General features: G+C 50.5%; 28 protein-coding genes and 3 pseudogenes. 4 read left to right on the top strand and 27 right to left on the bottom strand.

All coding sequences use genetic code 11. The annotated features are described in order from the left end of the window. Nucleotides 1–358 precede the first annotated feature (358 nt). The 8 genes and pseudogenes from B5F94_RS13055 to B5F94_RS17135 form a co-directional block, all read right to left on the bottom strand. Nucleotides 359–1,207 (bottom strand): annotated as a pseudogene (locus tag B5F94_RS13055) (tyrosine-type recombinase/integrase); the annotation flags it as partial. Between the two features lie 84 nt (nucleotides 1,208–1,291). Further along, nucleotides 1,292–1,522: a hypothetical protein gene (locus B5F94_RS13050; protein ID WP_002576320.1), complete on the bottom strand. Its 231-nt coding sequence runs from the start codon at nucleotides 1,520–1,522 to the stop codon at nucleotides 1,292–1,294. 476 nt (nucleotides 1,523–1,998) lie between these two features. Further along, the gene (locus B5F94_RS13040; protein ID WP_002576321.1) at nucleotides 1,999–2,469 is read right to left on the bottom strand and encodes an RNA polymerase subunit sigma-73; all 471 of its coding nucleotides are present in this window, start codon (nucleotides 2,467–2,469) and stop codon (nucleotides 1,999–2,001) included. Between the two features lie 167 nt (nucleotides 2,470–2,636). Next, nucleotides 2,637–3,464, bottom strand: a complete 828-nt coding sequence (gene bcrD, locus B5F94_RS13035) for a bacitracin resistance undecaprenyl-diphosphatase BcrD (protein ID WP_002576322.1) — start codon at nucleotides 3,462–3,464, stop codon at nucleotides 2,637–2,639. After that, nucleotides 3,464–4,213, bottom strand: coding sequence for an ABC transporter permease (locus B5F94_RS13030; protein ID WP_002576323.1), 750 nt, complete (start codon nucleotides 4,211–4,213; stop codon nucleotides 3,464–3,466). Before B5F94_RS13030 ends, bcrD begins: the two co-directional genes overlap by 1 nt. Next, nucleotides 4,206–5,123 carry a bacitracin ABC transporter ATP-binding protein BcrA gene (bcrA, locus tag B5F94_RS13025; RefSeq protein WP_002576324.1) on the bottom strand — a complete coding sequence of 306 codons (918 nt, stop codon included), beginning with the start codon at nucleotides 5,121–5,123 and terminating at the stop codon, nucleotides 4,206–4,208. The genes B5F94_RS13030 and bcrA overlap by 8 nt, the downstream gene beginning before the upstream one ends. 180 nt (nucleotides 5,124–5,303) lie before the next feature. Further along, complete coding sequence (gene bcrR, locus B5F94_RS13020) at nucleotides 5,304–5,924, bottom strand: bacitracin resistance transcriptional activator BcrR (RefSeq protein WP_087166405.1); 621 nt, start codon at nucleotides 5,922–5,924, stop codon at nucleotides 5,304–5,306. Continuing rightward, nucleotides 5,914–6,111: a helix-turn-helix domain-containing protein gene (locus B5F94_RS17135; protein ID WP_009246557.1), complete on the bottom strand. Its 198-nt coding sequence runs from the start codon at nucleotides 6,109–6,111 to the stop codon at nucleotides 5,914–5,916. Before B5F94_RS17135 ends, bcrR begins: the two co-directional genes overlap by 11 nt. Before the next feature lie 165 nt (nucleotides 6,112–6,276). Here B5F94_RS17135 and B5F94_RS13010 point away from each other — a divergent pair, with 165 nt between their 5' ends. Further along, entirely contained in the window at nucleotides 6,277–6,630 is a 354-nt protein-coding gene (locus B5F94_RS13010; RefSeq protein WP_002576326.1) for a helix-turn-helix domain-containing protein, read from the top strand. A gap of 80 nt (nucleotides 6,631–6,710) precedes the next feature. Here B5F94_RS13010 and B5F94_RS13005 read toward each other — a convergent pair whose 3' ends face one another. The 12 genes and pseudogenes from B5F94_RS13005 to rplM form a co-directional block, all read right to left on the bottom strand. Further along, nucleotides 6,711–7,007, bottom strand: coding sequence for a hypothetical protein (locus B5F94_RS13005; protein ID WP_002576327.1), 297 nt, complete (start codon nucleotides 7,005–7,007; stop codon nucleotides 6,711–6,713). A gap of 284 nt (nucleotides 7,008–7,291) precedes the next feature. Then, complete coding sequence (locus B5F94_RS12995) at nucleotides 7,292–8,707, bottom strand: relaxase/mobilization nuclease domain-containing protein (RefSeq protein WP_002578499.1); 1,416 nt, start codon at nucleotides 8,705–8,707, stop codon at nucleotides 7,292–7,294. Between the two features lie 55 nt (nucleotides 8,708–8,762). Beyond that, nucleotides 8,763–9,095: a hypothetical protein gene (locus B5F94_RS12990; protein WP_002578498.1), complete on the bottom strand. Its 333-nt coding sequence runs from the start codon at nucleotides 9,093–9,095 to the stop codon at nucleotides 8,763–8,765. Continuing rightward, nucleotides 9,092–9,946, bottom strand: coding sequence for a nucleotidyl transferase AbiEii/AbiGii toxin family protein (locus B5F94_RS12985; RefSeq protein ID WP_002578497.1), 855 nt, complete (start codon nucleotides 9,944–9,946; stop codon nucleotides 9,092–9,094). Before B5F94_RS12985 ends, B5F94_RS12990 begins: the two co-directional genes overlap by 4 nt. Continuing rightward, nucleotides 9,943–10,536: a type IV toxin-antitoxin system AbiEi family antitoxin domain-containing protein gene (locus B5F94_RS12980; protein WP_002578496.1), complete on the bottom strand. Its 594-nt coding sequence runs from the start codon at nucleotides 10,534–10,536 to the stop codon at nucleotides 9,943–9,945. The genes B5F94_RS12985 and B5F94_RS12980 overlap by 4 nt, the downstream gene beginning before the upstream one ends. Nucleotides 10,537–10,861: 325 nt before the next feature. Further along, a pseudogene (locus tag B5F94_RS17130) lies at nucleotides 10,862–12,202 on the bottom strand (DUF6017 domain-containing protein); the annotation flags it as partial. A 150-nt stretch (nucleotides 12,203–12,352) separates the two neighbouring features. After that, nucleotides 12,353–12,544: a hypothetical protein gene (locus B5F94_RS12970; RefSeq protein WP_002576356.1), complete on the bottom strand. Its 192-nt coding sequence runs from the start codon at nucleotides 12,542–12,544 to the stop codon at nucleotides 12,353–12,355. A gap of 27 nt (nucleotides 12,545–12,571) precedes the next feature. Further along, nucleotides 12,572–12,847, bottom strand: coding sequence for a DUF5720 family protein (locus B5F94_RS12965; protein ID WP_002576357.1), 276 nt, complete (start codon nucleotides 12,845–12,847; stop codon nucleotides 12,572–12,574). A gap of 12 nt (nucleotides 12,848–12,859) precedes the next feature. Then, nucleotides 12,860–13,786, bottom strand: a complete 927-nt coding sequence (locus tag B5F94_RS12960) for a ParB/RepB/Spo0J family partition protein (RefSeq protein ID WP_002576358.1) — start codon at nucleotides 13,784–13,786, stop codon at nucleotides 12,860–12,862. Then, nucleotides 13,743–14,564, bottom strand: coding sequence for a ParA family protein (locus tag B5F94_RS12955; protein ID WP_002576359.1), 822 nt, complete (start codon nucleotides 14,562–14,564; stop codon nucleotides 13,743–13,745). The genes B5F94_RS12960 and B5F94_RS12955 overlap by 44 nt, the downstream gene beginning before the upstream one ends. A 443-nt stretch (nucleotides 14,565–15,007) precedes the next feature. Then, the gene (gene rpsI / locus B5F94_RS12950) at nucleotides 15,008–15,412 is read right to left on the bottom strand and encodes a 30S ribosomal protein S9 (RefSeq protein WP_087188633.1); all 405 of its coding nucleotides are present in this window, start codon (nucleotides 15,410–15,412) and stop codon (nucleotides 15,008–15,010) included. A gap of 17 nt (nucleotides 15,413–15,429) precedes the next feature. Beyond that, nucleotides 15,430–15,861: a 50S ribosomal protein L13 gene (gene rplM, locus B5F94_RS12945; RefSeq protein WP_087188632.1), complete on the bottom strand. Its 432-nt coding sequence runs from the start codon at nucleotides 15,859–15,861 to the stop codon at nucleotides 15,430–15,432. Between the two features lie 224 nt (nucleotides 15,862–16,085). On the opposite strand from rplM, the gene B5F94_RS12940 reads away from it, so the two are divergent. Continuing rightward, nucleotides 16,086–16,841, top strand: coding sequence for a tRNA lysidine(34) synthetase (locus B5F94_RS12940; RefSeq protein WP_087271298.1), 756 nt, complete (start codon nucleotides 16,086–16,088; stop codon nucleotides 16,839–16,841). Between the two features lie 50 nt (nucleotides 16,842–16,891). On the opposite strand, the gene B5F94_RS12935 is transcribed toward B5F94_RS12940, so the two are convergent. Continuing rightward, nucleotides 16,892–17,353, bottom strand: a complete 462-nt coding sequence (locus tag B5F94_RS12935) for a tRNA dimethylallyltransferase (RefSeq protein WP_275533064.1) — start codon at nucleotides 17,351–17,353, stop codon at nucleotides 16,892–16,894. Next, a complete protein-coding gene (locus B5F94_RS12930) occupies nucleotides 17,341–18,480 on the bottom strand; it encodes a C39 family peptidase (protein ID WP_087330675.1) in 1,140 nt (379 codons plus the stop codon). The genes B5F94_RS12935 and B5F94_RS12930 overlap by 13 nt, the downstream gene beginning before the upstream one ends. Before the next feature lie 107 nt (nucleotides 18,481–18,587). On the opposite strand from B5F94_RS12930, the gene B5F94_RS12925 reads away from it, so the two are divergent. Next, nucleotides 18,588–18,926 carry a hypothetical protein gene (locus B5F94_RS12925; RefSeq protein ID WP_087271308.1) on the top strand — a complete coding sequence of 113 codons (339 nt, stop codon included), beginning with the start codon at nucleotides 18,588–18,590 and terminating at the stop codon, nucleotides 18,924–18,926. Nucleotides 18,927–19,238: 312 nt separating this feature from the next. Here B5F94_RS12925 and miaA read toward each other — a convergent pair whose 3' ends face one another. The 3 genes and pseudogenes from miaA to B5F94_RS12915 all read right to left on the bottom strand — a co-directional run bounded on the left by miaA (nucleotide 19,239) and on the right by B5F94_RS12915 (nucleotide 20,960). Beyond that, the gene (gene miaA / locus B5F94_RS12920) at nucleotides 19,239–20,150 is read right to left on the bottom strand and encodes a tRNA (adenosine(37)-N6)-dimethylallyltransferase MiaA (protein ID WP_343212829.1); all 912 of its coding nucleotides are present in this window, start codon (nucleotides 20,148–20,150) and stop codon (nucleotides 19,239–19,241) included. After that, a pseudogene (locus B5F94_RS16965) lies at nucleotides 20,148–20,591 on the bottom strand (low molecular weight protein-tyrosine-phosphatase); the annotation flags it as partial. The gene miaA and the pseudogene B5F94_RS16965, both read right to left, overlap by 3 nt. Before the next feature lie 99 nt (nucleotides 20,592–20,690). After that, complete coding sequence (locus B5F94_RS12915; protein WP_204247496.1) at nucleotides 20,691–20,960, bottom strand: translation initiation factor 2; 270 nt, start codon at nucleotides 20,958–20,960, stop codon at nucleotides 20,691–20,693. Between the two features lie 133 nt (nucleotides 20,961–21,093). Between B5F94_RS12915 and sleB the strand changes: the two genes are divergently transcribed. Then, complete coding sequence (gene sleB / locus B5F94_RS12910) at nucleotides 21,094–21,753, top strand: spore cortex-lytic enzyme (protein WP_087330671.1); 660 nt, start codon at nucleotides 21,094–21,096, stop codon at nucleotides 21,751–21,753. A gap of 27 nt (nucleotides 21,754–21,780) precedes the next feature. Here sleB and thpR read toward each other — a convergent pair whose 3' ends face one another. Then, entirely contained in the window at nucleotides 21,781–22,308 is a 528-nt protein-coding gene (thpR, locus tag B5F94_RS12905; protein ID WP_087330669.1) for an RNA 2',3'-cyclic phosphodiesterase, read from the bottom strand. A 54-nt stretch (nucleotides 22,309–22,362) separates the two neighbouring features. Beyond that, nucleotides 22,363–22,800, bottom strand: a complete 438-nt coding sequence (locus B5F94_RS12900; protein ID WP_242965677.1) for a stage V sporulation T C-terminal domain-containing protein — start codon at nucleotides 22,798–22,800, stop codon at nucleotides 22,363–22,365. Nucleotide 22,801: the final 1 nt, after the last annotated feature.

Here is a 22,801-nt window from a genome sequence, read left to right as displayed (position 1 = left end):
GGTAGTTCATATAGTCCCCTCCTGGTGTTTTGGTTGTGTGGTTACTCCATTCTACCACTGGGGGCCATATGAACTCTTTTTATTTCCCTAAATTGTTGCGCTTGATAGTATAATTCACCCTAAATAGAAAAGGGACGCTGCCTTTGGCAGCGTCCCTTTTTTGTGGTATAAGGACAGTTCCACAGGCAAGAAAAATGCCGCCCTTTCGGGCGGCATTTTTGATTGCTCTGCAATAAAATTAGCGCTTGCTGAACTGAGGAGCACGACGGGCGGCCTTCAGACCGTACTGCTTAATATCAAAAGCGGGAAACACTTGTGTATCAACGGATTGCGGTATTTATTTTTTGGTTAGCCCTTTTGTTAGCGGATCACCGTCCCGATTGGCAATCACATAATCCGAAGTGGATTTTTTCTTTGCATCTTTCAGACATTCAACCAGACAGACCGGGAGAGGAATGTTTCTTTGTGCCGCTTTGGTCTTTAGCTCGGTAAGAATGACCGGCCTGTTATGTTCTGTGTGCCATGCCCGCCGTACCGTTAAGTACGGAGCCTCTGCATCCAGATACACAGAATCCCATTGCAGCGCCAGGATTTCTTCCCGGCGCAGACCGGCATATAAACCGATCATCACAAATACATAGGGCGGCAAATCCCGGATCGTGTCCAAAAGCCGCTCAACCTGTTCATCCGTCAATGCCTGTCTTTCTTCCTGGGGAACTCCTCCCTTTGCATCCAGGTATATGGTCGGGTCCTCGTCAATCACATGGCTCTCCTTGGCCGCCCGGAAAATGGACTTGCAGAGAATCACCACAGACTTATAAACCGAAGCCGACTTCTTGGAAACAGGTACGAGGGCAAGTTGGATGTCATCCAGGGATACATCAGCCATTCTCTTGTCTCCCAGCCCTCCAATAATGTGCCGCCGCACCTTAGAGGTATAATCTGTCAAGGTGGTGGCCCGAACATGGACGGACTGCATCAGCAGCCACTTCTCACAGTACTCAGCAACCGTAGGCGATCTTCGACGAAACGTAGTACTGTCAATCTGCTCTAACGCCTCCAGTTCCTTGTCATAAAGCTTTTCGGGCGTCTTTGCATAAAGCGCCACTCTGTTTCCATCCGAATCTTCGACTCTGGTTCTATAATATTCAATGCCGTTAAGCACGACCGTACCATATTGAGGAATTGCCCTTTTTCTTTTTGCCAATTCCGTCACCTCCTAAGAATAATGTCCAGCGCTGTACCTTTGTTTTATCAGACATATTAGGTTCCAGCAAGGATACGGAACAGCTCAAGCTCGGACACTTCGCAGCTTGCGGTATGTAGCGCTTTTTTCCACTGGCTTTGCACGATGGGTGCATTTTGCGATATACTCCTGAAGGCCAGCATCTGTAAAGTACACGCAACCATTTTGCACATACTGAACATAGGAAATTAGCCCACTGTTTCGAGCTGCATCCAAAGTGGCAATGCTAATCCCCAGTAATTTGGCAGCCTCTTTCCGCGAAATCAATTTTTCCATAGGTGGTCCCCCTTTCTGTCAAAGATGTGGTTGTTGCTTTCAAAATCACATGAATGCGCTGGCAACCGAAGCTGCCAGCGCATGGTATCTGACTTTGAAAAATTTACTCGCCACATTTGCCACGCACCCCTGGCGATGGGGACATTCCGGTCTCCGCTGGCGCGGCTGTCATAACTCCACAGCGTCGTTTTACTCGTGCGCCGCAGAGTTCCCCCCAAGTCTTTAGGAGGCCGTGAGGAAGTATCTTTAACCCCTATGCAGTCATCGCGCCCTGAAATGCCACTTTCGGGTATCAGGCTGACGTGGATCGCTCGGAACAGTCCTATTCATCACCTCCTGGGGCTGTCCATCTTCGCGGCGTGCCTGATTCGCTCGTACATAGGTTATGTACCGGAAATGCCGTCTATGAAATTGTCAAGCTCCACATTGGGAGAATGTTCTTCCCTCAATGGGTAGGCACTGATACGCTTCATTTGTTAAGTGTTATTCAAAAATTTTTTTATTTTTTTAAATCTTTGTGCAACAGCACTTCTGGAACAATGCCAAAGACGTGCTACATCAATTTGACGATAACCATCCACAAAAAGTAATGTCAATAGCTCCAAATCTTTCTTCGACAGCTTCTTCAATCTCAACAGTAGTTGTTCGTTTTCCACCGAAGCCAACCATCCATATCGCGTTTGATCAATCTTATCAACATCCCATTGATAAGATAACGATGCAAACTTTCGGAACAGCTGTGATTGACCACATACTTCATCATATTGTTCACAAGGTATTGGTTGCGTATGGTTTTGAAAAACCCTTTGACTGCAAAACCATGCCCAGTCATATTCTTTCATGGCAGCAATCTGTTCTTCGCTCATCCCTGCATCACAATACTCAACTTCTAAACGCTTCCATCTACTATCAAACTTCTTTTTCTCATATCCATAATTAAATCCCATTATTAACCTCCTGTAGATTCAATTTGCAAAATTCACCATGCAAACTAAAATCAGGAGGAGATCGACAACGAGAATCTCTGGGTTGTTTTCCATCCCCAGAAACAAAAATGCCAGCTGATCTTAAGGACCAACTGGCATTTTTATTCGCGCACAAAGAAAACGCATTATTAAGATTTTATAAGTACAACAAGTATACCAAGCACAATTCGATACCAACCAAACACCTTAAAATCATGTTTTTTGATAAAGTTCATTAGGAATTTAATTACTAAGACAGATACCGCAAATGCCACAGCCATACCGAGAACAAGAGCGAGCAGTTCTGCACTTGTAAATTCAAACCCGAATTTTAACAGCTTAAAAGCACTTGCTCCAAGCATAGTAGGTACTGCGAGGAAAAAAGTAAACTCTGCTGCTGCCACTCGTGAAACTCCTATGAGTAAAGCACCTATAATCGTTGCTCCCGACCGTGATGTGCCGGGTATAAGTGATAACACTTGAAATGCCCCTATCAAGATTGCTGTTTTATAGCTGATGTCAGAAAGTGCCATAGTAGTAGGAGTACGCTTTTTATTCCAATTTTCTATGAGAATGAATAACAAACCATAAAAGATTAACATGATTGAAATCACAATGGGGGTTTGGAGGTAAGCATCCAAATAATCATCAAATAGAATCCCCATAATAGCTGACGGTACACAAGCTACCGCAACCTTGAACCACAACGAGAAAGTATCCTTTTTAACAATTGACTGTGCTTTGTTCTTAAATTGAAAGGGAAACATCTTGTTCCAAAACATTACAACCACTGCGAGTATAGCTCCAAGTTGAATAACAACAAAAAACATTTCTTTAAATGCTTCGCTCATATTAAGTGTGATAAATTCGTCCACAAGAATCATATGTCCTGTGCTGCTGATAGGTAGCCACTCAGTAATACCCTCAACAATTCCAAGAAAAATAACTTTTAAAATTTCTATAAAATCAAGTACCATTATTTCAAATCCTCCTTTTTAAAATGATGAAAGGTCATAAGAAAACCAACTGCTGATACAAGAATAATAATAGATACAGACAGCAGTGTAGGATAGCCGGTACTCTGAAGTTTACCCTGCACCAAGAAATAGGTGGCTGTCCACGGATACAACGCTCCCCATTCTTGATTTGAAAGTGCGGCACTTCCCATGACAATCACGGCAGAGCCAATCATCGGGGCGACAAATCCTTTTGTTTTCATAGCAACAAACACAAAAGGAGAAACTGTTAAAAACATCAGGATACTGCCAAACAAAAACTTGGGGAGCCATACTATTGCCACTAGTAAGCTATATCCCTCCAATGTAAAGACAGCGTCATATAGCCCACAAACGATAAATATACCTGCCCATGTTACAAGGGTTAGCATAACAATCCAAAGAAGCAGGGTGCAAAATTTTCCAATTAATAGTTTTGTCCTTGAAATGGGTATGGGCAATATGGTTTTGAGGGTGCTTTCTGTGTACTCTCTGCTAAACAAGTAAGCTGCAATTGCCACATATATCATAATGTTTACCAGCAGCATGATATACAGTACACTGTCGCTGTATATGTCAGACAAGGTAAAGATAATCTCCGGCTTATCAAAATGTGTTTGCAAGGCTTCTATTAACATCAAAAGTGGGGTAGATAATACCCCTGCCACACTAATTAGCACCATTTTTGAACGCTTTAGTTTTAATAATTCACAAGAAATAAGATTAAGCAATACCGCCACCTCCAATCAGTTTAGAAAAGTAGTCCTCTAAGTTTTCCTCACTATCATTTATCCTTGTCACGAGCAGTCCATTTCGTGCAAATTCTCGATTGATTTCTCCAACACTTTGGCTAAAGTCATAAATTCTCACCGTACCGTCCTGCACTGTAAAATCCGTCATGTGGTAGTGGTTTTCTAAAATCTTTCCGGCTATCTCACTGTCAGATAAATCAAATTGAATGTATTTTCGATTCCTTTTGTGAAGCTCGGATATATTCACTTCCTCTACTAAATGCCCCTCGTGCATAACGCCGATAATATCTGCTATCTGTTCAATCTCGCTTAAAACATGGCTTGAGATAAAAATGGTAATGCCATGATTGTGACTAAGTTCAGATAAAAATGAGCGTATTTCAACTATTCCAATGGGGTCAAGTCCGTTAATCGGTTCGTCAAGTATTAAAAGCTCCGGCTCGTGCATAATGGCGGCGGCAATACCAAGCCGTTGCTTCATTCCGAGGGAATAATCGGAAAAGACTTTTCTTTTCTCCTTATGCAGCCCCACAACTTCAAGAGCTTTTTCTACTCCACTTTTAGATACTCCCCCTCGCAGTTTAGCGAGAATTTGCAAATTCTCATACCCTGTTAAATTACTGTAAAATCCCGGTGTTTCGATAATAGAGCCTACTTTGCTATAAAGGGTATGGATATTTTCCTTATAGTTTGTGCCAAACAAGCGTACCGTTCCCTCCGTTGGGAAAGCAAGCTGCAACATCATTTTCATTGCTGTGGTTTTGCCTGCTCCGTTTCTGCCGAGCAAACCATAAATTTTGCCCTTTGGCACATGAAGATTTACCTTATCGACAACGGTGGCTGTTCCGTATCGCTTCGTAAGATTTTCTGTTTCAATGATATAATCCATATTTGATTCTCCTTTCCGTGGGTTGCTGTTCTTGTTTTCGCTGACCACAATCTTATTATCCACGAGTATTGCATAGAAGCCAAGAAATCTACCGTCACAATGCCGACACAATAGATGTCAGCACGAAAAAAGCTCCGACACTTATCGTGTCAGAGCCTATTTTAAAGGGTTTATGGCATTTTACTTTGTTTGGGTTTGCTTTATCCAGACAAATATTTTAGCAACAAATAGCAGAAACATAAGGGCGGTTACATAGGGTTGTCTTGCCGCAGCGAAGAAGCAGATAAAAAGCGTACTCAGCACGAGAGAGCATTTTGTGATTATGTTGCTCCATGATTCCTTTTCAAAACAAACACACATCAGTTTCGCTATCCCAAGTGCAATCAAAACAATAAAAACAATCCAATAGATTGCAAGATATATTGGGGTAGTGTCTGTAAATGAAAGTAGATTGACAGAATAAATATATCCGTCAACAAGGTTACCGTTACCATACAACGGCAAAAGTATAAAAGTAACCGCCATCATATCTAATATTCCATAAATGAAACTGTAAATTTTTTTCAAGTTGGAACGATTTTCAGTTTCGGCAAGTGTAATCAGTTCTTCGCCCGATAGCAGTTCATCTATGGTCACAGAAAAGAATTTAGAAATACACTTGAGCGACTCAATGTTAGGGTAACCCTTGCCGCTTTCCCATTTTGAAATGGCTGTTCTTGATACATATAATTGCTCCGCAAGTTGTTCCTGCGTTAAGTTCTTTCCAGTCCTAAGCTGTTGTAGCTTTTCATTAAATTCCATGATTCTCCTCCTGTTTGTTCCTTGTTTTCATACGTCCATCAACGGGTTTTTCTGCATCTTTTGGTATCATCCATGCACGACCAAATTTTTCAGTTCCGTCAATGCGATTTTCCTCACATAATTTTTGTATCCGTCTTTCCGATATGCCCCATTTTTCAGAAGCGGCTTTCACAGAAATGTAATTCATAATATCAACTTCCTTTCGCAAAGAGTATATAATTATTATATACGGAATGACGAATAATAGCAAGTTTCTCTCCACTAATACGAAATTATACACTACTAAACATAAAATCATACTTCGTTCAAATATCATCACCCGAAATGTACAATGATATAGGATGATATTAAAATGTACCAAGATGAAAGAAAACTTGATTTTAAGCCGTTAGGTATAGCGATAAAAAAAGCTCGGGAAGCAAAAGGGTGGACACAGGAATATCTTGCCCAACTGGTAGACCTTACGCCACGCTCTATTATGTATATAGAGAACAGGGGGCAGCACCCAAGGCTTAACAAATTTTATCTCATTACTACCTTGCTTGACATCTCTGTAGACCAGTTCTTTTTTCCATGCAATGAAGATGGCGACAACAATCGCCGCAAACAAGTTGATGTACTGTTGAATGATATGGAAGAAAAGGAGCTTATCGTGATGGAAGCTACGGCTCAAGGCTTGAAAAAGGCAAGAGAAACTGCGGAATAATTAACGCTGTTTTCGTAAGCCAAGCCAACTGAAAAAAGTGCGACACCTACACAGGCTATCGCACTTTTTAGGTTATTTTTTTATTCTCCACACAAATCATAAAGCTGTTCACATCGGTTTTGAATATCTAAGATTTCTGTTTCGGTTAAACTCCTGCGGTTATGAGTAAGTTGTTGCTCTAAAAAATCACGATAGCCATCAAGTAAGGCATCCCGTAAAAGCTCGGGGGCTTTGCAATGTTCCACACCAAACCATTGCTCATCTTTTTCATCCCAAATCATAACGGTGTATCCTCGCTTAGTGTTCACCACCTCCAAAACACTATCTTTATTTAGGTAATCGTTGAATACTTCTAAAACCTTTTCAAAGGTCATCATTTTATCAGCCCTTTCATATTTTAGGTGCTTATATGTAAGTAGTTTATATACTTATTACGACTATGATAATAAAAGTAAATCATCGTGTAAAGGATACGGATATTGTTTGCGAACAAAAGTGGCAAGCAATGCCGGTGTTAATACACTCGGCCCACAGAGGGAAAAATCCTGACGTGATTTCCCCCTCTGCTTTGCTTGTTGAGGGCAGCGCCCCCAAGCCCCTTTGAACGCAGAATTTCATTCTGCGGCTACGCGTCCGATGGACGCTTATGACCATGACCGGCTTACCGCTGGCCGTGGTCTTTTTCTTGTTCTTTTTTCTGTTCCTCATCCATTTTCAGCAGCCGATCCACATTGGCCTTTGCCGTCAAAAGTTCCCGCATTTCCTCACGGGAACGCCGGTACTCGGCGTAGGTTTTCTTCTTTTCCTCCAGCAGTTTGGCATACTCAGATTGCAGGTCTTTGACCTTGGGCAGCTTCTTCACTCCCATCTCATCAAAGGCATTTTTTGCCGCCTGATGGAGCAGAATTTCTTGCTCATGTTCCTCCCGAAATTTTCGGGAATAACCGGCCTTGCGATAGGCAACATAGGTCTCGCGGGTCTTGGCATAATTAACGATATGGGTACGCAGGACGGCGATCTCTGCCATGCGTTTCTCCGTCGCCTTAATCTGCGCTGACAGCTCATTGTGATGGGCGGTAGCCGCCACCGCTTTTTCTTCCAGCTCTGTATAGTCCAGTAGGTGATGTTCGGTAAGAAAATTCACGGTCTGCGCCATCTGTTTTAAGTTAAAAACCTTGGCCCAGCGTGCATATCCAGCACCTTTCCCGGCCTGCAATTTTGCCTGAATATCCACCAGCAAATTGACCTTGGGTGGCTCCGGCTGCACGGTGGATTTCTTGCGGGGCGTGTGCTGCTTTTCTCCAGCCAGCACCGCACGGATTTCTGTTTCGCTGTACCCGGCTCCCAGCTTGTCATCCATACGGGCTACATTCTTCCAGCCGGGAGCTTTAAGGCGGATTGCTTTCCCGCGCCGAGATACCTCGCAGCCCATCTCGGAAAGCAGTTGCAGAAGTGTGTCAAAGTCTGCTGGCTTTTGCTCCAGCGCCCGGTCAATCATCACCCGTAGCTGTTCCCGATGGGAGGGCTTGGCTTGTTCGCCCAGCCACTTGTTGTAGCTTTTTCCGTGGGGCTTGGGGTTCTCCACAATGGATAGTCCGTTCTCGATACAAATGGTGTCACTTAAACGTCGAACAGCTCTGGTGCTTCCCCAAAAGTTACGGAACTTCCGGTCACAATCCATATTGACCGCCGACCAGATGATGTGATTATGAATATGCGATTTGTCGATGTGGGTGCAGACCACAAAGGAATGATTGCCTTTGGTGAACCGCCTGGCAAATTCTATGCCCAGCCGGTTGGCTTCCTCCGGTGTGATCTCTCCGGGCCTGAACGACTGGCGCACATGGTAGGCGATCACATCATCTGTACCGCGCACTCGTCCGGTGGCGGCAATATACTGCCGCTTTGCCAACAGAAACTCTGCATCAGCAGTGCGGCTGTCACATCCATAGCTGGTAATCAATTTTCCGTTGTCGGTCTTTTGGGGATTTGCCACATAGTCAATAATATCGCTGATGGCACGGCTCTCAGTCCGACCCTTGCCGATATGCAGCGGCATGATGCGTGTGGTTGCCATAAGGGAGACCTCCTTTCCAAAAAAGAAACGGCCTGCATGGTGCAGACCGCTTTTGTTATTCTATTAAATCGTCCTCATCGAGAAAATCAAAATTGTCCTCGATGTCCTCTAACCGCTTCGGAGGAAACCTCATCTCGTATTGTTCTTTTGCCAGCGCACGAACTTCCCGGCGCTTATCTTTCATTCGGTTCTTCAGCCAGGAAATCTGCTCCTTTGATAATCTCCATGGGAGATTCAGCAAGCGGTTTATTGTCATTTGCTCCGCTTGCTTCTCCGGCGGCAAAGAAGCACAGGATTTACAGACGTGCGCCGCATGACCTTTGCCGGAAAATTTTTCATTAGCCTTATATTCTCCGCAGACTTTACAATAATGGCCGTGCTTCTTCATAGGCTCGATTCCTTTTCACTGAGAGCGTATAAACTGCGCACCGCCCCCATGATGATGTTCCACTCCAGATCTGCCGCATAGGAAAATTTTTTGCGGTACGATTCCCAAAGTTTCTGCATAACCGAGCTGTTCTCCACTTCCTCAAAAACTTCGGCAGCTTCTGCAAGATGTCGTTCTGTCCCGCGTTTGTGAGCAGTGGCCCGCAGCGCATCATGGAGAATCTGAGGGTCCAATGTATTCCCATGCAGCTGTTCCAGAATATAAATGTCATAGAAATCTCTCATGCGGGTGTTGGTGGTAGTTCTGGTAATGATCGTTTCCAGCTTTTCGGCCAGAACCGTTTCCAGATTGTACGCCCAAATATCAATGGAGCGATCTTCCAGCATCAGCTTGAAAGAGTAGCGGATCTCCCTGGGGGTAATGGCATCCCCTGTGGAAATGTCAATCTTCAAAGGCGTCACCACACCGTCAAAGGTTGTAGTCATATTTACGCGAATCCCCGGATATTCCGCCTCATCCATAATCTCCGAAATACTTTTCAGCTGGAATTTGACGCCATCATCAAGCGGGACACTCACAATAGCGGAAATCAAATTCTCTATGTCCTCCACATTGACATTGGCTCCTTTTACAGTAGCGTCCAAATCCATCGTGGAACGGGCATCCAGACCAACCATAGCCGCTACCAGCATACCGCCTTTCAGAATAAATTTGTCACGATATTCAGAAAGGGAGATACGCTCCAGAAAACGCTCCATCATGTAGTTCCGCATCAAGAGCTGGGCGTCCGCAGATTTTTTTCTGGAAAGATTGCGGATCAGATCCTTCAACTGCCTTGCTGTTTTTATCATAAAAGCACCTCCAAATACTGCCGCAGAATTTTTTCTACCCGGAACATACCGGCATACCGCATCAATGTCCGCAGGTCTTTGTCTTTTCTTCTGGCATACATCTTTAATGCCCCTTGAAAAGTCTGCATCTCCATGTTGTTCCTGCTGCGGAGCAGGTCGCAGATGGTGCGCTCCAGGTCATAGACAGGAACTGTATGCCCAAATGGTGTCTGAGCCGTTGTCAGGCCCACCCCATGCAGTTCCGCCTTAATGGTGAATACCTGTACGCCCTCTGCTTTCAGCTTGGAGGGATTATATCCGGTCTTGACTGTGACCGTATATTCCAGCGGCTCGCGGTCTGTCAGATCGTGAAAAAATAAAGCTGTCTCATGGGAAAACACTGCCTGTTCGACCCGCAGATGAAGTAAGTACATGGCATCGACCCAGGCATCCTTGGAAAGATAAATTCCATGCGCGACCCGCTCCAATTCCCGTGAGTGCACATAATCATAAAAAACAGGCTTAGAAATACCAGCAGATACTACTTGAGCTGTTCGCAGCATCCCATCCTGTGTTTCCAGCAGCTGATCCAGCTGTTCAAATTGTCCCACCGTACCACTTCCTTTCACACTAATATTATAAGCAATATTAGTTCAAAAGTAAAGTGATGAAAATTCGGCATAATTTTACCGACAGCTTAACGTTCAACAGTTTTGGAAATATGAAGTGGCAGCAAAATAGACAACCTCAGCTGCCCATTTCATCACGATATGAAATAATCTGCTTCTTTTTCTGTTTGGCACACCGTAACGTTGTGGCTGCTCCGCCCCAATCATGGAGAACATAGGCCACCACTACATCGGCGGACTCTACCATCCAGCGATTTCTATGAGAAATCGAAAAACGGCGCGGTACGTTTTCCAGCGGTGGATACACGGTACTGTCATAGTTATGCGCCTCATCGACGAACAGGCGGTCCACACCCAACTGCTCGAATGTTACCACATCGTCCTTGCGGCTCTCGGCCTGCAATTTCTCCAGCCGGGCTTCCAGGGACTTCTTGGTGCGTTCCAACTGCTTGACCGTGAAACGCTCACCGCCGCTGTACTTCACCTCGGCAATGCCCTCGGTGATCTCGTCGATCTGCTCCTGAAGGAGCCGTTCCTGACGCTCTCGGCTGATGGGGATTTTCTCAAACTGGCTGTGTCCCATGATGATGGCGTCATAATCGCCGGTGGCAATGCGGGCGCAGAACTTCTTGCGGTTGTGGGTCTCAAAGTCCTTTTTGGTGGTGACAAGAATGTTGGCGGAAGGATAGAGCCGCAGAAACTCCGACGCCCATTGTTCGGTCAGATGGTTCGGCACCACAAAGAGGGATTTCTGACACAAGCCCAGGCGCTTACTCTCCATGGCGGCAGCCACCATTTCAAAGGTTTTGCCAGCGCCTACCTCGTGTGCCAGCAGCGTATTGCCGCCGTACAGCACATGAGCGATAGCGTTTTTCTGGTGTTCCCGCAAGGTGATGGCCGGGTTCATACCACCGAAAGTAATGTGTCCGCCGTCGTATTCACGGGGACGGGTGGAGTTCATTTCCTCATTGTACTGGCGGACCAGAGCTTGGCGGCGGTCCGGGTCTTTCCAAATCCAGTCTTTGAAAGCGTCCCGGATCGCTTGCTGCTTTTGGGCGGCCAGGGTGGTCTCTTTGGCATTCAACACCCGGCGCTCTTTGCCGTCTGCATCCTCTATGGTGTCGTAGGTCGAAAACTCTCTGCACAGATAGTCATACTCGATGTTCTCCAGAATCAATTCCCGATAATTTTCTATCTCTGAGACAGACATCGCATCCCTTCCTTTCCGTTCCGGCAGCTGTGCTGCCGCTGTTTCCCGGAAGGGAATGGAATCGGTACTTGCTCCATGAGTATTTTGTTTTTGAGTATTTGGTTTCTCTATATTTAATTCTGCGGGCTTTTCCGTATCCGGTTTATCCAGATACGGGTTTTCCGTATCTGGTGAAGCCGTATCTGGTACAGCCGTATCCGGCCTTGGCGTTTCTGGCTGCCTGGGCTGGGGTTTCTCATAAATCACATACTCGGTGTCGCTGATCCGGCCTTGTTGGTCCCGCAGCTGGTTCCGCACGATGTAACCGGCGGTTTCCAACTCCCGCAGCGCACTGCCGATGGCATCAACGCCCTCCTTGCAGATTTTCGCAAGTCCACGGGTAGTATAGTTCCAGTCATCAGGCAGGGATAACATCATGGAAAGAAGCCCCTTTGCCTTGAGGGATAGTTCGTGGTTCCGCAGGTGATGATTGCTCATCACGGTATAATCTTTGGTCCGTTCAATGCGAAAAACGGCCATTGACTTCACTCCTTTCTAATTTTAGGGCATGAAAAAAGCCACAATCCTTCGTGAAAAAGACTGTGGCTTTCAGCTGTTTTTGTTGTTCTGCCAGGGCCGGTAAGGACGCTTGTACTTCGGCGGATGACTGAACATCGGCTCATGCTCCGAAAACGGGAGGGTCTGCAAAACCCGGTCAATGTCGGTGGATTCCATATCATACTGGGACTGGCAACTTTCCCGGATGGCATCTTTGATGCTCTGGACAGTACACATATTCATTCCTTTCCTTTCGTAGTGATAATGAGTTTACGGGTGGCGGCGGCGCTTGTCCGGTTTGAAGTCGAGCACATGGCCCTCGATCACACGGGCATACCGCTTGATTTTGATTTCCCGACGCTTCTGGCTTACGAGGGCGGCCTGATACCCGTCCTCCGTAAGAAACAGCCGCATATCATCGCCGGGGCAGCCGTAGGAACAAGGGCGCTGAACGGAAAACTCGATCATCCAGCGGGTGCTGTCCTGAAAACGCTCTACGGCCAAGATATTGTGTCCTTTCAGCTCACGGGCTGAAATATCCCTCATAGGCGGCTCCTTTCATCGTTCCTGGTCTCTCTGGCGCTTCTTCTGCCACGCCTCCAGCAGTTTGATAATGGTTTCCTGCATCCGCTGGGGCGTATAGCTTTTGGGGAAATACTTCCGCAGGGTGTCGGAGGTGAAAGTCACTTTGTCGAGATCACTTTTCTTTTCCTCACCCATGATGACGCGCATCATATCGAGGGTCAGATGTCCCTCCTGGCTGTATTTCTTGAGTCGCTGAGCCTGGGAGAGAGAGGGGGTAGCCTGTTCGCTGTCCATCGCGTCCAGCAAATCCCGCTGTTCTTCTTTTTTGAGAAAGGACAGCTCATAAGCCGGATTGAGGGCGATTTTCTTTTCATCGACCATATCCAGCAGTTCGGGAATCAGCTCCGTCAGGCGGATATAGCGCTGCACCTGGTTCCTACTCGAACCAGCCTGCTGCGCCAACAATTCATCTGCACGCAACTTCGTCCCAAGTTGGGACGAAGTTAAGTCCCCCCGTGCGCCTTGGTGTTTCATAGCCTCCAGCTTCATCTTGTAAGCAAAGGCCCTTTCGCTGGGGAGCAGGCTTTCACGTTGTAAGTTGCTGTCCACCATGATGATAGTGGCAGCATCATCGTCCAGGTCTCGGACAATGACAGGCATGGTTTCTTTCTCGGCCAGCTCACTGGCCCGGTGCCGCCTGTGACCGGCAACCAGCTCATAGCCGCCCTCCGGGTCCGGGCGGGCGATCGCCGGAACCAGAACACCATACTGCCGAACGCTGTCGGCGGTCTCCATCATGGCCTCGTCATCCTTGACTTTGAAGGGATGCCCCTTAAATGGGTGCAGCTCAGACAGCGGAATTTCCTGTATCTTCTCCAGCTTGGCATCCTGGCGGCTTTCCTCGGTGGAAAACAAATCATCGTATGGAGCCAGCTCTACTTTTTTCGCGCTGCTTTTCAAGTTTTATCACCTCCTTGGTCAGATTCTTATAGCCCTCGGCCACCTTGCCATTAGGGTCATGGGCAAAAATGCTTTTGCCCTCGGCGCTGATCTCCTTTGCCCGGACAGAATGGGGAATCTCGGTGCCGAACACCTTGATTTTGCTGCCATAGGTCTCCCGCAGCAGGGCGGCAATCTCCTTGGCGAAGTTGGTGCGGTTGTCCACCATCGTCAGCAATATGCCGTCGATCTGGAGCTTGGGGTTGATCTGCCGCTTCACCTTGTTTACGGTCTGGAGCAGCTGTTCCAGGCCCTTGGCGGGCAGGTACTCCGCCTGAACGGGGATTATGACCCTGTTGGCGGCGGCCAGGGCGTTGACCGTGAGCATACCCAGGGATGGCTGGCAGTCAATCAGGATATGGGAATACTGTCCCTTGAGCGTGTCCAGATACTGCCGCAGGATGGTCTCTCGGCTCATGGCGTTCACCAGGGAGACCTCCATGCCGGAGAGCTGGATGTCTGCGGGCATCAGGTCAACGCCCTCCGGGTGGTGCAGGATACCCTCGCCGGGGCGCAGCGGCTCGTCCATCAGGATACGGCCCATCGCGTCGGACAGGGTAAAGGGCAGCTTGTCCGGCTGGGGGTGGCCCAGGCTGATGGTCAGGCTGCCTTGCGGGTCCCCGTCGATCAGCAGCACTTTCTTTCCGGCCTGCGCCAGCCCAATCCCCAGGTTCGCGCAGGTGGTTGTCTTGCCAACGCCGCCTTTCTGGTTGGCGATGGCGATGATTTGCGTGTTCAATGACTTCACCTCATTTCTGAATTGTTCTATGGCTTCTGGAAATAGAAAAAGCCGCCACTTCAAAAATTGAAAGTGACGGCCTTTTCTTATCCCGGAATGAAATTCCCCGGAAACGCAAAAAGCGCCCAGTAGAAAATACTGAGCGCTTGGCGATTAGATTTATTCTCTTTTGTTCAAATTAGGTCAAATTCAGACAAACCGTTTTCACGAAAAAGGTCTCTTGGAGATGTATAAATAAACATCCCCTTGGCATCCCAAAATCGCGTCTCGGTTGTCCTATTTTTTAACCCATAAGCCCTCTTTTTGGGGTGGTTGTCCACCATTTAACCCATAGAAAACGGGTTAAAAGAGGCTTCGTTCTGTCAAATTGCGTCAAACCATTTGAAAAGGAAAAACCCCGGAAACCGCGTAGTTCCGGGGTTTTTGACCACTTTTGATAAAGTTTAGCGCTTGCTGAACTGCGGAGCGCGACGGGCAGCCTTGAGGCCGTATTTCTTACGCTCCTTCATACGAGGATCGCGGGTCAGGAAGCCGGCAGCCTTCAGGGCAGCACGGTACTCGGGGTTGACCTGCAGCAGGGCACGGGCGATGCCGTGACGGATGGCGCCGGCCTGGCCGGTCACGCCGCCGCCGGTAACGGTGGTCTCGATGTCCACCTTGCCCAGGGTGTCGGTGGTGGCCAGAGGCTGACGCACGATCAGCTTCAGGGTCTCCAGGCCGAAGTAATCGTCGATATCACGGCCGTTGATGGTGATAGCACCAGTGCCGTTGGGGAACAGATGCACGCGGGCCACGGAGGACTTCCGGCGGCCGGTGCCATACAGATAAGGCTTCTTGCTCTTATACATTCCTTTGTACCTCCTGCTTAGTTGGCCGCCCAGGCTTCGGGCTTCTGGGCGTTGTGGGGATGCTCGGCGCCGCGGTAGATGTGCAGGCGGGACAGAGAATCCTTGGTGATGATGTTGCGGGGCATCATGCCGCGGATGGCCACACGCATGGCCAGCTCGGGCTTCTGCTGCATCAGCAGGCGGTAGGGGGTCTCCTTCAGGCCGCCCACCCAACCGGAGTGGGTGCGGTAGTACTTCTGCTCCAGCTTCTTGCCGGTCAGAACGGCCTTCTCGGCGTTGACGACCACGACGAAGTCGCCGCAGTCAGCGTGAGGAGTATACTCGGGCTTGTGCTTGCCGCGCAGCAGGTTGGCCGCGGTAGCGGCAGTCTTGCCCAGGGGCTTACCAGCCGCATCGAGGATATACCACTTGCGGACGATGTTCCCCTTGTTGGCCATAAAAGTGGACATGGTGAAACCTCCAATTTTGATGATATCTTAAAAAATATGTCTAAACAGAATACAGGCCCCAATCTTTACGATTGGAGCGTTTTGTATTATAATACCTTGGCCACGGAGTGTCAACACGTTTTCCGATTTTTTTAAATAGAAAAAGTGTATGCTCTTGAAATCGCGTGATATCTCTTTTTTTCTCTTGAATGCTCCATTTCGATTTTCAATTTTTTGAGGTGCCTATGAACAAGATTTTGAGCTATGTCCGCCGCTGTGTGGAGGATTACGACATGATTCAGGCCGGAGACCGCATTGCCGTAGGGGTGTCCGGCGGCAAGGATTCTCTGGTGCTGCTCACCGCTTTGGCCCGGCTGCGGGAGTTCTATCCCAAGCCCTTCACCGTGGAGGCCTATACCCTGGACATGGGCCATGTGGACGGGGGAGAGGGGATGGACTTTGCCCCGGTGGCCGCCTACTGTGAGCAGATTGGCGTGCCCTTCACTCTGCTGCCCTCCGAGATCCACCATATTATCTTCGACCTGCGGAAGGAGAAAAATCCCTGCTCCATGTGCGCCAAAATGCGGCGGGGCGCCCTCCACAACGCCATCAAGGAGCGGGGCATCAGCAAGATCGCCCTGGGCCACCACTTTGACGACGCGGTGGAGACCTTCTTCCTGTCCCTGTTCTACGAGGGACGGCTGTCCTGTTTCCAGCCGGTGACCTGGCTGGACCGGATGGGCATCAGCCAGATCCGGCCCATGCTCTACTGCGGGGAGGGGCTTATCCGCAACGCCGCCCAGCGCAACCACCTGCCGGTGGTGTTCAATCCCTGCCCCGCCGACGGCTACACCAAGCGGCAGGAGGTCAAGGAGCTGATCCACACCCTGGACCAGCAGTACCCCGGTTTGAAGAGCCGGGTGTTCGGGGCCATGCAGGGCCTGCCCCTGCCCGCCTGGGGGCCGGTGGAGCACCGCCGGGTGCCCCTGCCCGAGGGATAACATCCAAACTAAAACAGCCGCTGCGGAAGCTTCCGCAGCGGCTTTTGCGTTTAAGGCTCTTTCAAAAACTGTTCCACCGCCCGGACGGCCTGGGTGAGGAAATCCCCCTCCATATCCAGCCACAGCACGTCGCGGTCCCGGTTGAACCACTGGACCTGCCGCTTGGCAAAGCGCTTGATGGCCCGGCCCAGCTCGTCCTTCAGAGCGTCCAGAGAGGGGATCTCCCCCTTCAGGTAGCGGAGGATGTAGCGGTACTCCAGCCCCAGACCCTCCAGGAACTCGTCGGTGGCCCCGGCTTCCCGCAGACCGGCCACCTCCTCGATCATGCCCGCATCAATGCGGGCCTGGAGCCGGTCGTCGATGCGCTGACATACTGTTTCCCGGGGGAAGTTCACCCCCAGTTTATTCCACCTAATTTTCCGGCTGCAGCCGTTTATTTTGTAAAATAAAGGTAGGAAACAGGAGGGCGCATTTGAGGGTTTCCGGCGGAAGAAATATGTTATGCAACCCAAATTTTGTACCCAAAGAAGTAGGGATAGTAGTCAAATTTCACAAAACGACCATTCGTATTCCAACCATCCATAACAAACAGGTATTTGGCGCCAGTGTTGCTTTCGGCATAACCGAAATTCATTACACAATGTCCTTCACCCTTATCAAAGATACTATCGTTGGTATGGAGCACAAGATGAATTGGACAATGATCTTTGAGAGCTGTTTGGTAAGTACTATAAGAAGAACCATCGGAGAGCATCTTATATGACCAAGTTCCTTTGCCAGATGGCTCGCGGAAGAAAGAAGCGTATCCGTCTATTATATTGACATCGAGAGTCCCATGTTCAGTGCTGGTTACCATGGTTTCAAACAAAATGTCAAAAATAGCTTTTGCTTTATTAGAGTCCGAACTTTCGGAAGAAACTCTGTTCATAACACTGGAGCAGCCACGCTGTTTACCCCAATACCAGAGTACATTGGTTGCAGCGGTAGGGGTGCAAACGCCACCTGAGGAAAATTGAGACATCAACCAGTAATCATCGCCTGCGCCAAATTTCTTTATCATGAATGTAGAGCCATCTTTAATGTTGGCTTCGGACCAGTCAATAATACCATTATAAATATTGACTTCACTACCCGAAGAAATACTGTTGGCCGCGTGGAGATCGCTTTGATCATAAACGGAGTACAGAGAACCCCATTGGTTCTGAACATAAAGCTGACCTGCTCCGGTATAAAGGATTTTGGCGTCGTGCTCGGAGTTACTGGTAAGGCTGTTGGTGATTGGAATAAGTTCATTCAAAGCAGAATTGGTAGTCAGCGGCCCAGATCCCTCAAAAGCAAATTCCACAATGGGATCTTCGCCGGAAATTAGACTCAGTAATACATATCCGGCAGCAGTCCCATTATCGGTAAAGGTTACATAGTAGCCGGTGAGTTGATCACTAGAATCATATAGATGTATAAAATTATCAATGGTTATGGCCTCGTTGTTTTGTGAAGTGGTCATAAAGTGCAATGCGTAGCGTTGGACTTCGCTATCTGGAATGATATTACTATTGGTCGTATTATCGGTTGCAAAGGCTGGGATGCCAAGGGAAACACAAAGAGCGAGAGACAGTAAAAATGACAATAACTTTTTCATAATAAGCTCCTTTTGCAAATATGAGTGGCACATGGTATAATACTTGTATATAACAATGTATTAGGGAGAAAAGTGCCAGGTCCTAGTTTAATGAAGGAGGAATTGCAATGAAAAGCCATAAAAAGATTCTTTTGGTAGCCGCACTATTGGTTGTAGTTGTGGCCGTGGTCGGTGGAAGCTATGCTGCATATCGGGTTTACTATGTGCAAAAAAGTTACTATCCAATGGCAGGAGAAGTCACAATTATAGATAAGTCTGAGTCCAGGGATGACCATTATATTGTGATTCAAGAAGCAACCGGCGAACAATTTACTCTATCGTGCAGTGAAAGTGACTATGAGCAGGTAAAGATAGGAGACACGGTAAACTGTGAGCGCAATCAGAGTATTGTAACACATAAAGGGGAAGTGCATAAAATAGAAACGATTAGTAAAACATGGGACTAACCTCTTTCTGATTATTATTGCCTGCTATAATGGGGGATCGCACTCAATACTATACAGTGTTTTAGACCGCCGCTCAACGAGGAATAAGGATCATAACAGAAAGTGAAGAAAAATAATTTTGACCACAGCTACCCCCATAATCCGCATAAGAGCGTACAAAAGCACTTTCGCACTGACATTCCATGTGGTGTCAGTGCGAAAGTGCTTTTATGTATTTTTCAAAGAAGAGAATGAAATGGGGGCGTTAGTGGCTCTATATGTCTATTTAGACAGAAATACTGTACACTGTATTTGCGTTATGACAGGTTCTTTTTACTGGCCCTTCAAAAACCGCTCCACCGCCTGGGTGGCCTGGGTGAGGAAATCCCCCTCCATGTCCAGCCACAGCACGTCCTTATCCCGGTTAAACCACTGGACCTGCCGCTTGGCAAAGCGCTTGATGGCCCGCCCCAGCTCGTCCTTCAGAGCGTCCAGAGAGGGGATCTCCCCCTTCAGGTAGCGGAGAATGTAGCGATACTCCAGCCCCAGGCCTTCCAGGAACTCGTCGGTGGCTCCAGCTTCCCGCAGACCGGCCACCTCCTCGATCATGCCCGCGTCAATGCGGACCTGGAGCCGGTCGTCGATGCGATGACATACTGTTTCCCGGGGGAAGTTTACCCCCAACAGCAGGCAGCGGTAGCGGGGGTGGGCCTGGGGGGCCTCCCAGCCGTCGGCCAGAGCCTTCTCCACCGAGCGCACCAACCGCTGGTGGTTGTTCTCCTCCCCGTTGGCCAGGGTGACCCCCGTCTTTTCCCGCAGGATGGCGTACAGCTCCGCAGCGGTCTTGCCCTCCAGCTCGGCCCGCAGAGCAGGGTCGGGGGTGGCGTCGGTGAAGGCAAAGCCCTCGGTCACAGCCCGGACGTACAGCCCGGAGCCCCCCACTAGGAAGGGCACCTTGCCCCGGGCGATGATGTCGTCGATGGCGGCGTAGGCACCCACCTGGAAGTCGGCCACCGAGTAGGGCTGGTTGGGGGCCACCACGTCCAGCATATGGTGGGGCACGCCGTCCATCTCCTCCTCGGTCACCTTGCCGGTGCCCAGGTCCAGGCCGGTGTACACCTGCCGGGAGTCGGCGGAAACGATCTCACCGCCAAAGCGCTTGGCCAGTTCCACCCCCAGGCCGCTCTTGCCGCAGGCGGTGGTGCCCAGCACCACCACCAGCTTGGGCAGCTGCTCCTGGGTCAGATCGGCCAGCAGGGCGGAGCAGCCTGCGTATACGTCCCGCCAGGTGGCCTCAAAGTCACCGGAGTACCAGGGGTCGGAGATGTCCCGGTCCTCCCCAATATAGGACAGCAGGGCCTTGACCTTGCCGTCCGGGTCGCCGCCAAAGAGCCGGCGCATATTCCGCAGGTTGGCGCTGTCCATGCCCAGGAACAGGTCCCACCGGCCGTAATCCGCTGCCGTCAGCTGGCGGGCAGCGTGGCCGGAGCAGCTGATGCCATGTTCGGCCAGCTTCCGCCGGGCGGGGGGATAGACCGGGTTGCCGATCTCCTCGGCGCTGGTGGCGGCGGAGGCAATGGTGAACTGATCCTCCAGCCCTGCCTTCCTGACCAGATCCTTCATCACAAACTCAGCCATGGGGCTGCGGCAAATGTTGCCGTGACATACAAAAAGCAGTTTTTCCATGCTGTCCTCCCGGGAGCGGCGTTACTGCGCCGCAATGTAAACCCATTCTACCACACTTTTGGCCTGAAAAAAAGCAGGCGCGTTTCGCGCCTGCCGTGTTTACAGCAGAAGGGCCAGGATCCAGCACGCGGTGGCCCCCAGGGCACCGCCGGCGGCATACACCGGGGCGGGGATCTTCCGGCACACCCGCCGCCAGCCGGAGGAGCGCTTGAGGTAGCCGTCGGCCGCCCGGCGGGCCTCCTGGAGCACCGCCTCGGCGGAGGCCCCCTTGCCGAAGGCGTCCTCCTTCACGATAAAAATGGCCTGCTCAAAAAATCGGGGGTCGGGGGATTTCACCACAATGACCTGCCGGGATACGCCCTGTACCACCTGCCCACATCCTTTCCTGTTTTGTACCAGTATTTCCAAAAACCACTGGCCCTATGCAGGCAGGAAGGGATTGGCGCACATAACCGGCCCGCCGCCGCCGTACACTACCTTCAGTGAGATTGGAGGGGTAGGTATGAACAGACGCAGGCGCATCGCGGTACTGGCTCTGGTGTTCGCGGTCAACATTTCCCTCATCGCCTTTGCCCAGCAGGCCCAGGCGGCCACCTACCGGCAGGGCTCCAGCGGGGAGCAGGTGCGGGTGATCCAGACCAAACTGAAAAACTGGGGCTACTACGACGGGGCGGTGGACGGGGTATTCGGCAGTCAGACCACCCAGGCGGTGAAGTATTTTCAGCGGAAAAACGGCCTGACCGCCGACGGCATCGTGGGACCCGCCACCCTGAAGGCCCTGGGGATGTCGGGCGGGGGTTCGCCTGCCCAGGATACCAGCGTGGATCTGCTGGCCCGGGTGATCTCGGCGGAGGCCCGGGGGGAGCCCTACAGCGGCCAAGTGGCGGTGGGGGCGGTGATCCTCAACCGGGTGGAGCACCCCTCCTTCCCCAACACCATCGCCGGAGTGGTGTACCAGCCGGGGGCATTCACCTGCATGGTGGACGGCCAGTTTAATGAGCCGGTGGCTCAGTCGGCGGTGCGGGCCGCCCGGGACGCCCTTAACGGGGTGGATCCCAGCGGAGGGGCCATCTATTATTTCAACCCCGCCACCGCCACCAGCAGCTGGATCTGGAGCCGGCCTCTCATCCTCCAGATCGGCAACCATCGGTTCTGTGCCTGAGCGCGGGCGGCCTCCGCCCGCTACATATCAAAGGGCCGCCCGGTACAGAGGCAAGTAGCGCAGCACGCCGTCCACCCGCTCCGAGGAGAAGAGGGTGAGCCGGTTTACCTCTGTTTCCAGAGTGGGGAAAAGTCCGGGGACGGTGAGGGGCTCCAGCCCGGCGGGAGAGCGCACCTTCCGGGCCAGGGTGATGTGGGGGCGATAGGGCCGCCATTCCGGGGAAAAACCGGCCTCTCTCAGGGCGGCCTCCAGCTGCCGCTGGGCGGTCATCAGGCCGGGGAGGGGCTCCACCCCCAGCCACCAGATATCCCCGCCCTTTTTGGAAAAACAGCCGGGAGAGGCGGAGCGGAGGGCAAAGGGGGGTGCGTCCACCTGGTCCAGGGCGGCGGCAGCCGCTTCCGCCCGGTCGGTCTCCCCCAGAAAGACCAGTGTGAGATGATAGTTGTCCCGCCGGGTGAAGTTGGCCCGCACCCCGGCCTTCTTCAGCGCGGCGGCCCCCCGGTCCAGCGCTTCGCGCCAGACGGTTGGCAGCTCCACGCCCAGAAACAGACGCATAAAGACCGCCTCCTTTGCCCACAGTATAGCAAAGGAGGCGGTCTGTTACAAGGGTCAGGGCTCCATGTGGCGGCCCAGAAAGCCGGCGATGGTCTGAACCAGCTTGTACTGGGTTTCGCTGTCGTGGAGAGCTCCCTCGGTACCGGCAAAGAGTACGCAGCCCAGCACATCCCCCTCCGAGAGGATGGGGGCGGCGCAGGACACCAGATAGGTGTCGTTGCCCTCGCACACGGGGACGGGAGCGGAGCCCTCCTTGTGCTGGTAGATCTGGCGGCCCTCCATGATCTGCTCCAGGGCGGGAGAGATCTGCTTGTCGGCCAGATCCCGCCGTCCGCTGCCGGCCACGGCGATGCAGCTGTCCCGGTCGGTGATGACGGCGATCTCGCCGGTGGTCTTGTTCAGGGTCTCGCACATATGGCCGGCAAAGTCCCCCAGCCCGCCCATCAGGGAGTATTTTTTAAAGATGACGCCGCCGTCCTTGTCGGTGTAGATC

Source organism: Flavonifractor sp. An4 (assembly GCF_002161755.1).
In the GTDB taxonomy this organism is placed as follows: domain Bacteria; phylum Bacillota; class Clostridia; order Oscillospirales; family Oscillospiraceae; genus Flavonifractor; species Flavonifractor avicola.
Note: the sequence above shows the minus strand (reverse complement) of the source record. Positions and strands in the feature narration are given on the sequence as shown.

What these genes read in the sequence shown, in the direction of transcription:
- B5F94_RS13050 (WP_002576320.1), bottom strand. Translation starts at nt 1,522, where the DNA reads ATGGAAAAATTGATTTCGCGGAAAGAGGCTGCCAAATTACTGGGGATT.
- B5F94_RS13040 (WP_002576321.1), bottom strand. Translation starts at nt 2,469, where the DNA reads ATGGGATTTAATTATGGATATGAGAAAAAGAAGTTTGATAGTAGATGG.
- bcrD (WP_002576322.1), bottom strand. Translation starts at nt 3,464, where the DNA reads ATGGTACTTGATTTTATAGAAATTTTAAAAGTTATTTTTCTTGGAATT.
- bcrA (WP_002576324.1), bottom strand. Translation starts at nt 5,123, where the DNA reads ATGGATTATATCATTGAAACAGAAAATCTTACGAAGCGATACGGAACA.
- bcrR (WP_087166405.1), bottom strand. Translation starts at nt 5,924, where the DNA reads ATGGAATTTAATGAAAAGCTACAACAGCTTAGGACTGGAAAGAACTTA.
- B5F94_RS17135 (WP_009246557.1), bottom strand. Translation starts at nt 6,111, where the DNA reads ATGAATTACATTTCTGTGAAAGCCGCTTCTGAAAAATGGGGCATATCG.
- B5F94_RS13010 (WP_002576326.1), top strand. Translation starts at nt 6,277, where the DNA reads ATGTACCAAGATGAAAGAAAACTTGATTTTAAGCCGTTAGGTATAGCG.
- B5F94_RS13005 (WP_002576327.1), bottom strand. Translation starts at nt 7,007, where the DNA reads ATGATGACCTTTGAAAAGGTTTTAGAAGTATTCAACGATTACCTAAAT.
- B5F94_RS12995 (WP_002578499.1), bottom strand. Translation starts at nt 8,707, where the DNA reads ATGGCAACCACACGCATCATGCCGCTGCATATCGGCAAGGGTCGGACT.
- B5F94_RS12990 (WP_002578498.1), bottom strand. Translation starts at nt 9,095, where the DNA reads ATGAAGAAGCACGGCCATTATTGTAAAGTCTGCGGAGAATATAAGGCT.
- B5F94_RS12985 (WP_002578497.1), bottom strand. Translation starts at nt 9,946, where the DNA reads ATGATAAAAACAGCAAGGCAGTTGAAGGATCTGATCCGCAATCTTTCC.
- B5F94_RS12970 (WP_002576356.1), bottom strand. Translation starts at nt 12,544, where the DNA reads ATGAATATGTGTACTGTCCAGAGCATCAAAGATGCCATCCGGGAAAGT.
- B5F94_RS12965 (WP_002576357.1), bottom strand. Translation starts at nt 12,847, where the DNA reads ATGAGGGATATTTCAGCCCGTGAGCTGAAAGGACACAATATCTTGGCC.
- rpsI (WP_087188633.1), bottom strand. Translation starts at nt 15,412, where the DNA reads ATGTATAAGAGCAAGAAGCCTTATCTGTATGGCACCGGCCGCCGGAAG.
- rplM (WP_087188632.1), bottom strand. Translation starts at nt 15,861, where the DNA reads ATGTCCACTTTTATGGCCAACAAGGGGAACATCGTCCGCAAGTGGTAT.
- B5F94_RS12940 (WP_087271298.1), top strand. Translation starts at nt 16,086, where the DNA reads ATGAACAAGATTTTGAGCTATGTCCGCCGCTGTGTGGAGGATTACGAC.
- B5F94_RS12930 (WP_087330675.1), bottom strand. Translation starts at nt 18,480, where the DNA reads ATGAAAAAGTTATTGTCATTTTTACTGTCTCTCGCTCTTTGTGTTTCC.
- B5F94_RS12925 (WP_087271308.1), top strand. Translation starts at nt 18,588, where the DNA reads ATGAAAAGCCATAAAAAGATTCTTTTGGTAGCCGCACTATTGGTTGTA.
- sleB (WP_087330671.1), top strand. Translation starts at nt 21,094, where the DNA reads ATGAACAGACGCAGGCGCATCGCGGTACTGGCTCTGGTGTTCGCGGTC.
- thpR (WP_087330669.1), bottom strand. Translation starts at nt 22,308, where the DNA reads ATGCGTCTGTTTCTGGGCGTGGAGCTGCCAACCGTCTGGCGCGAAGCG.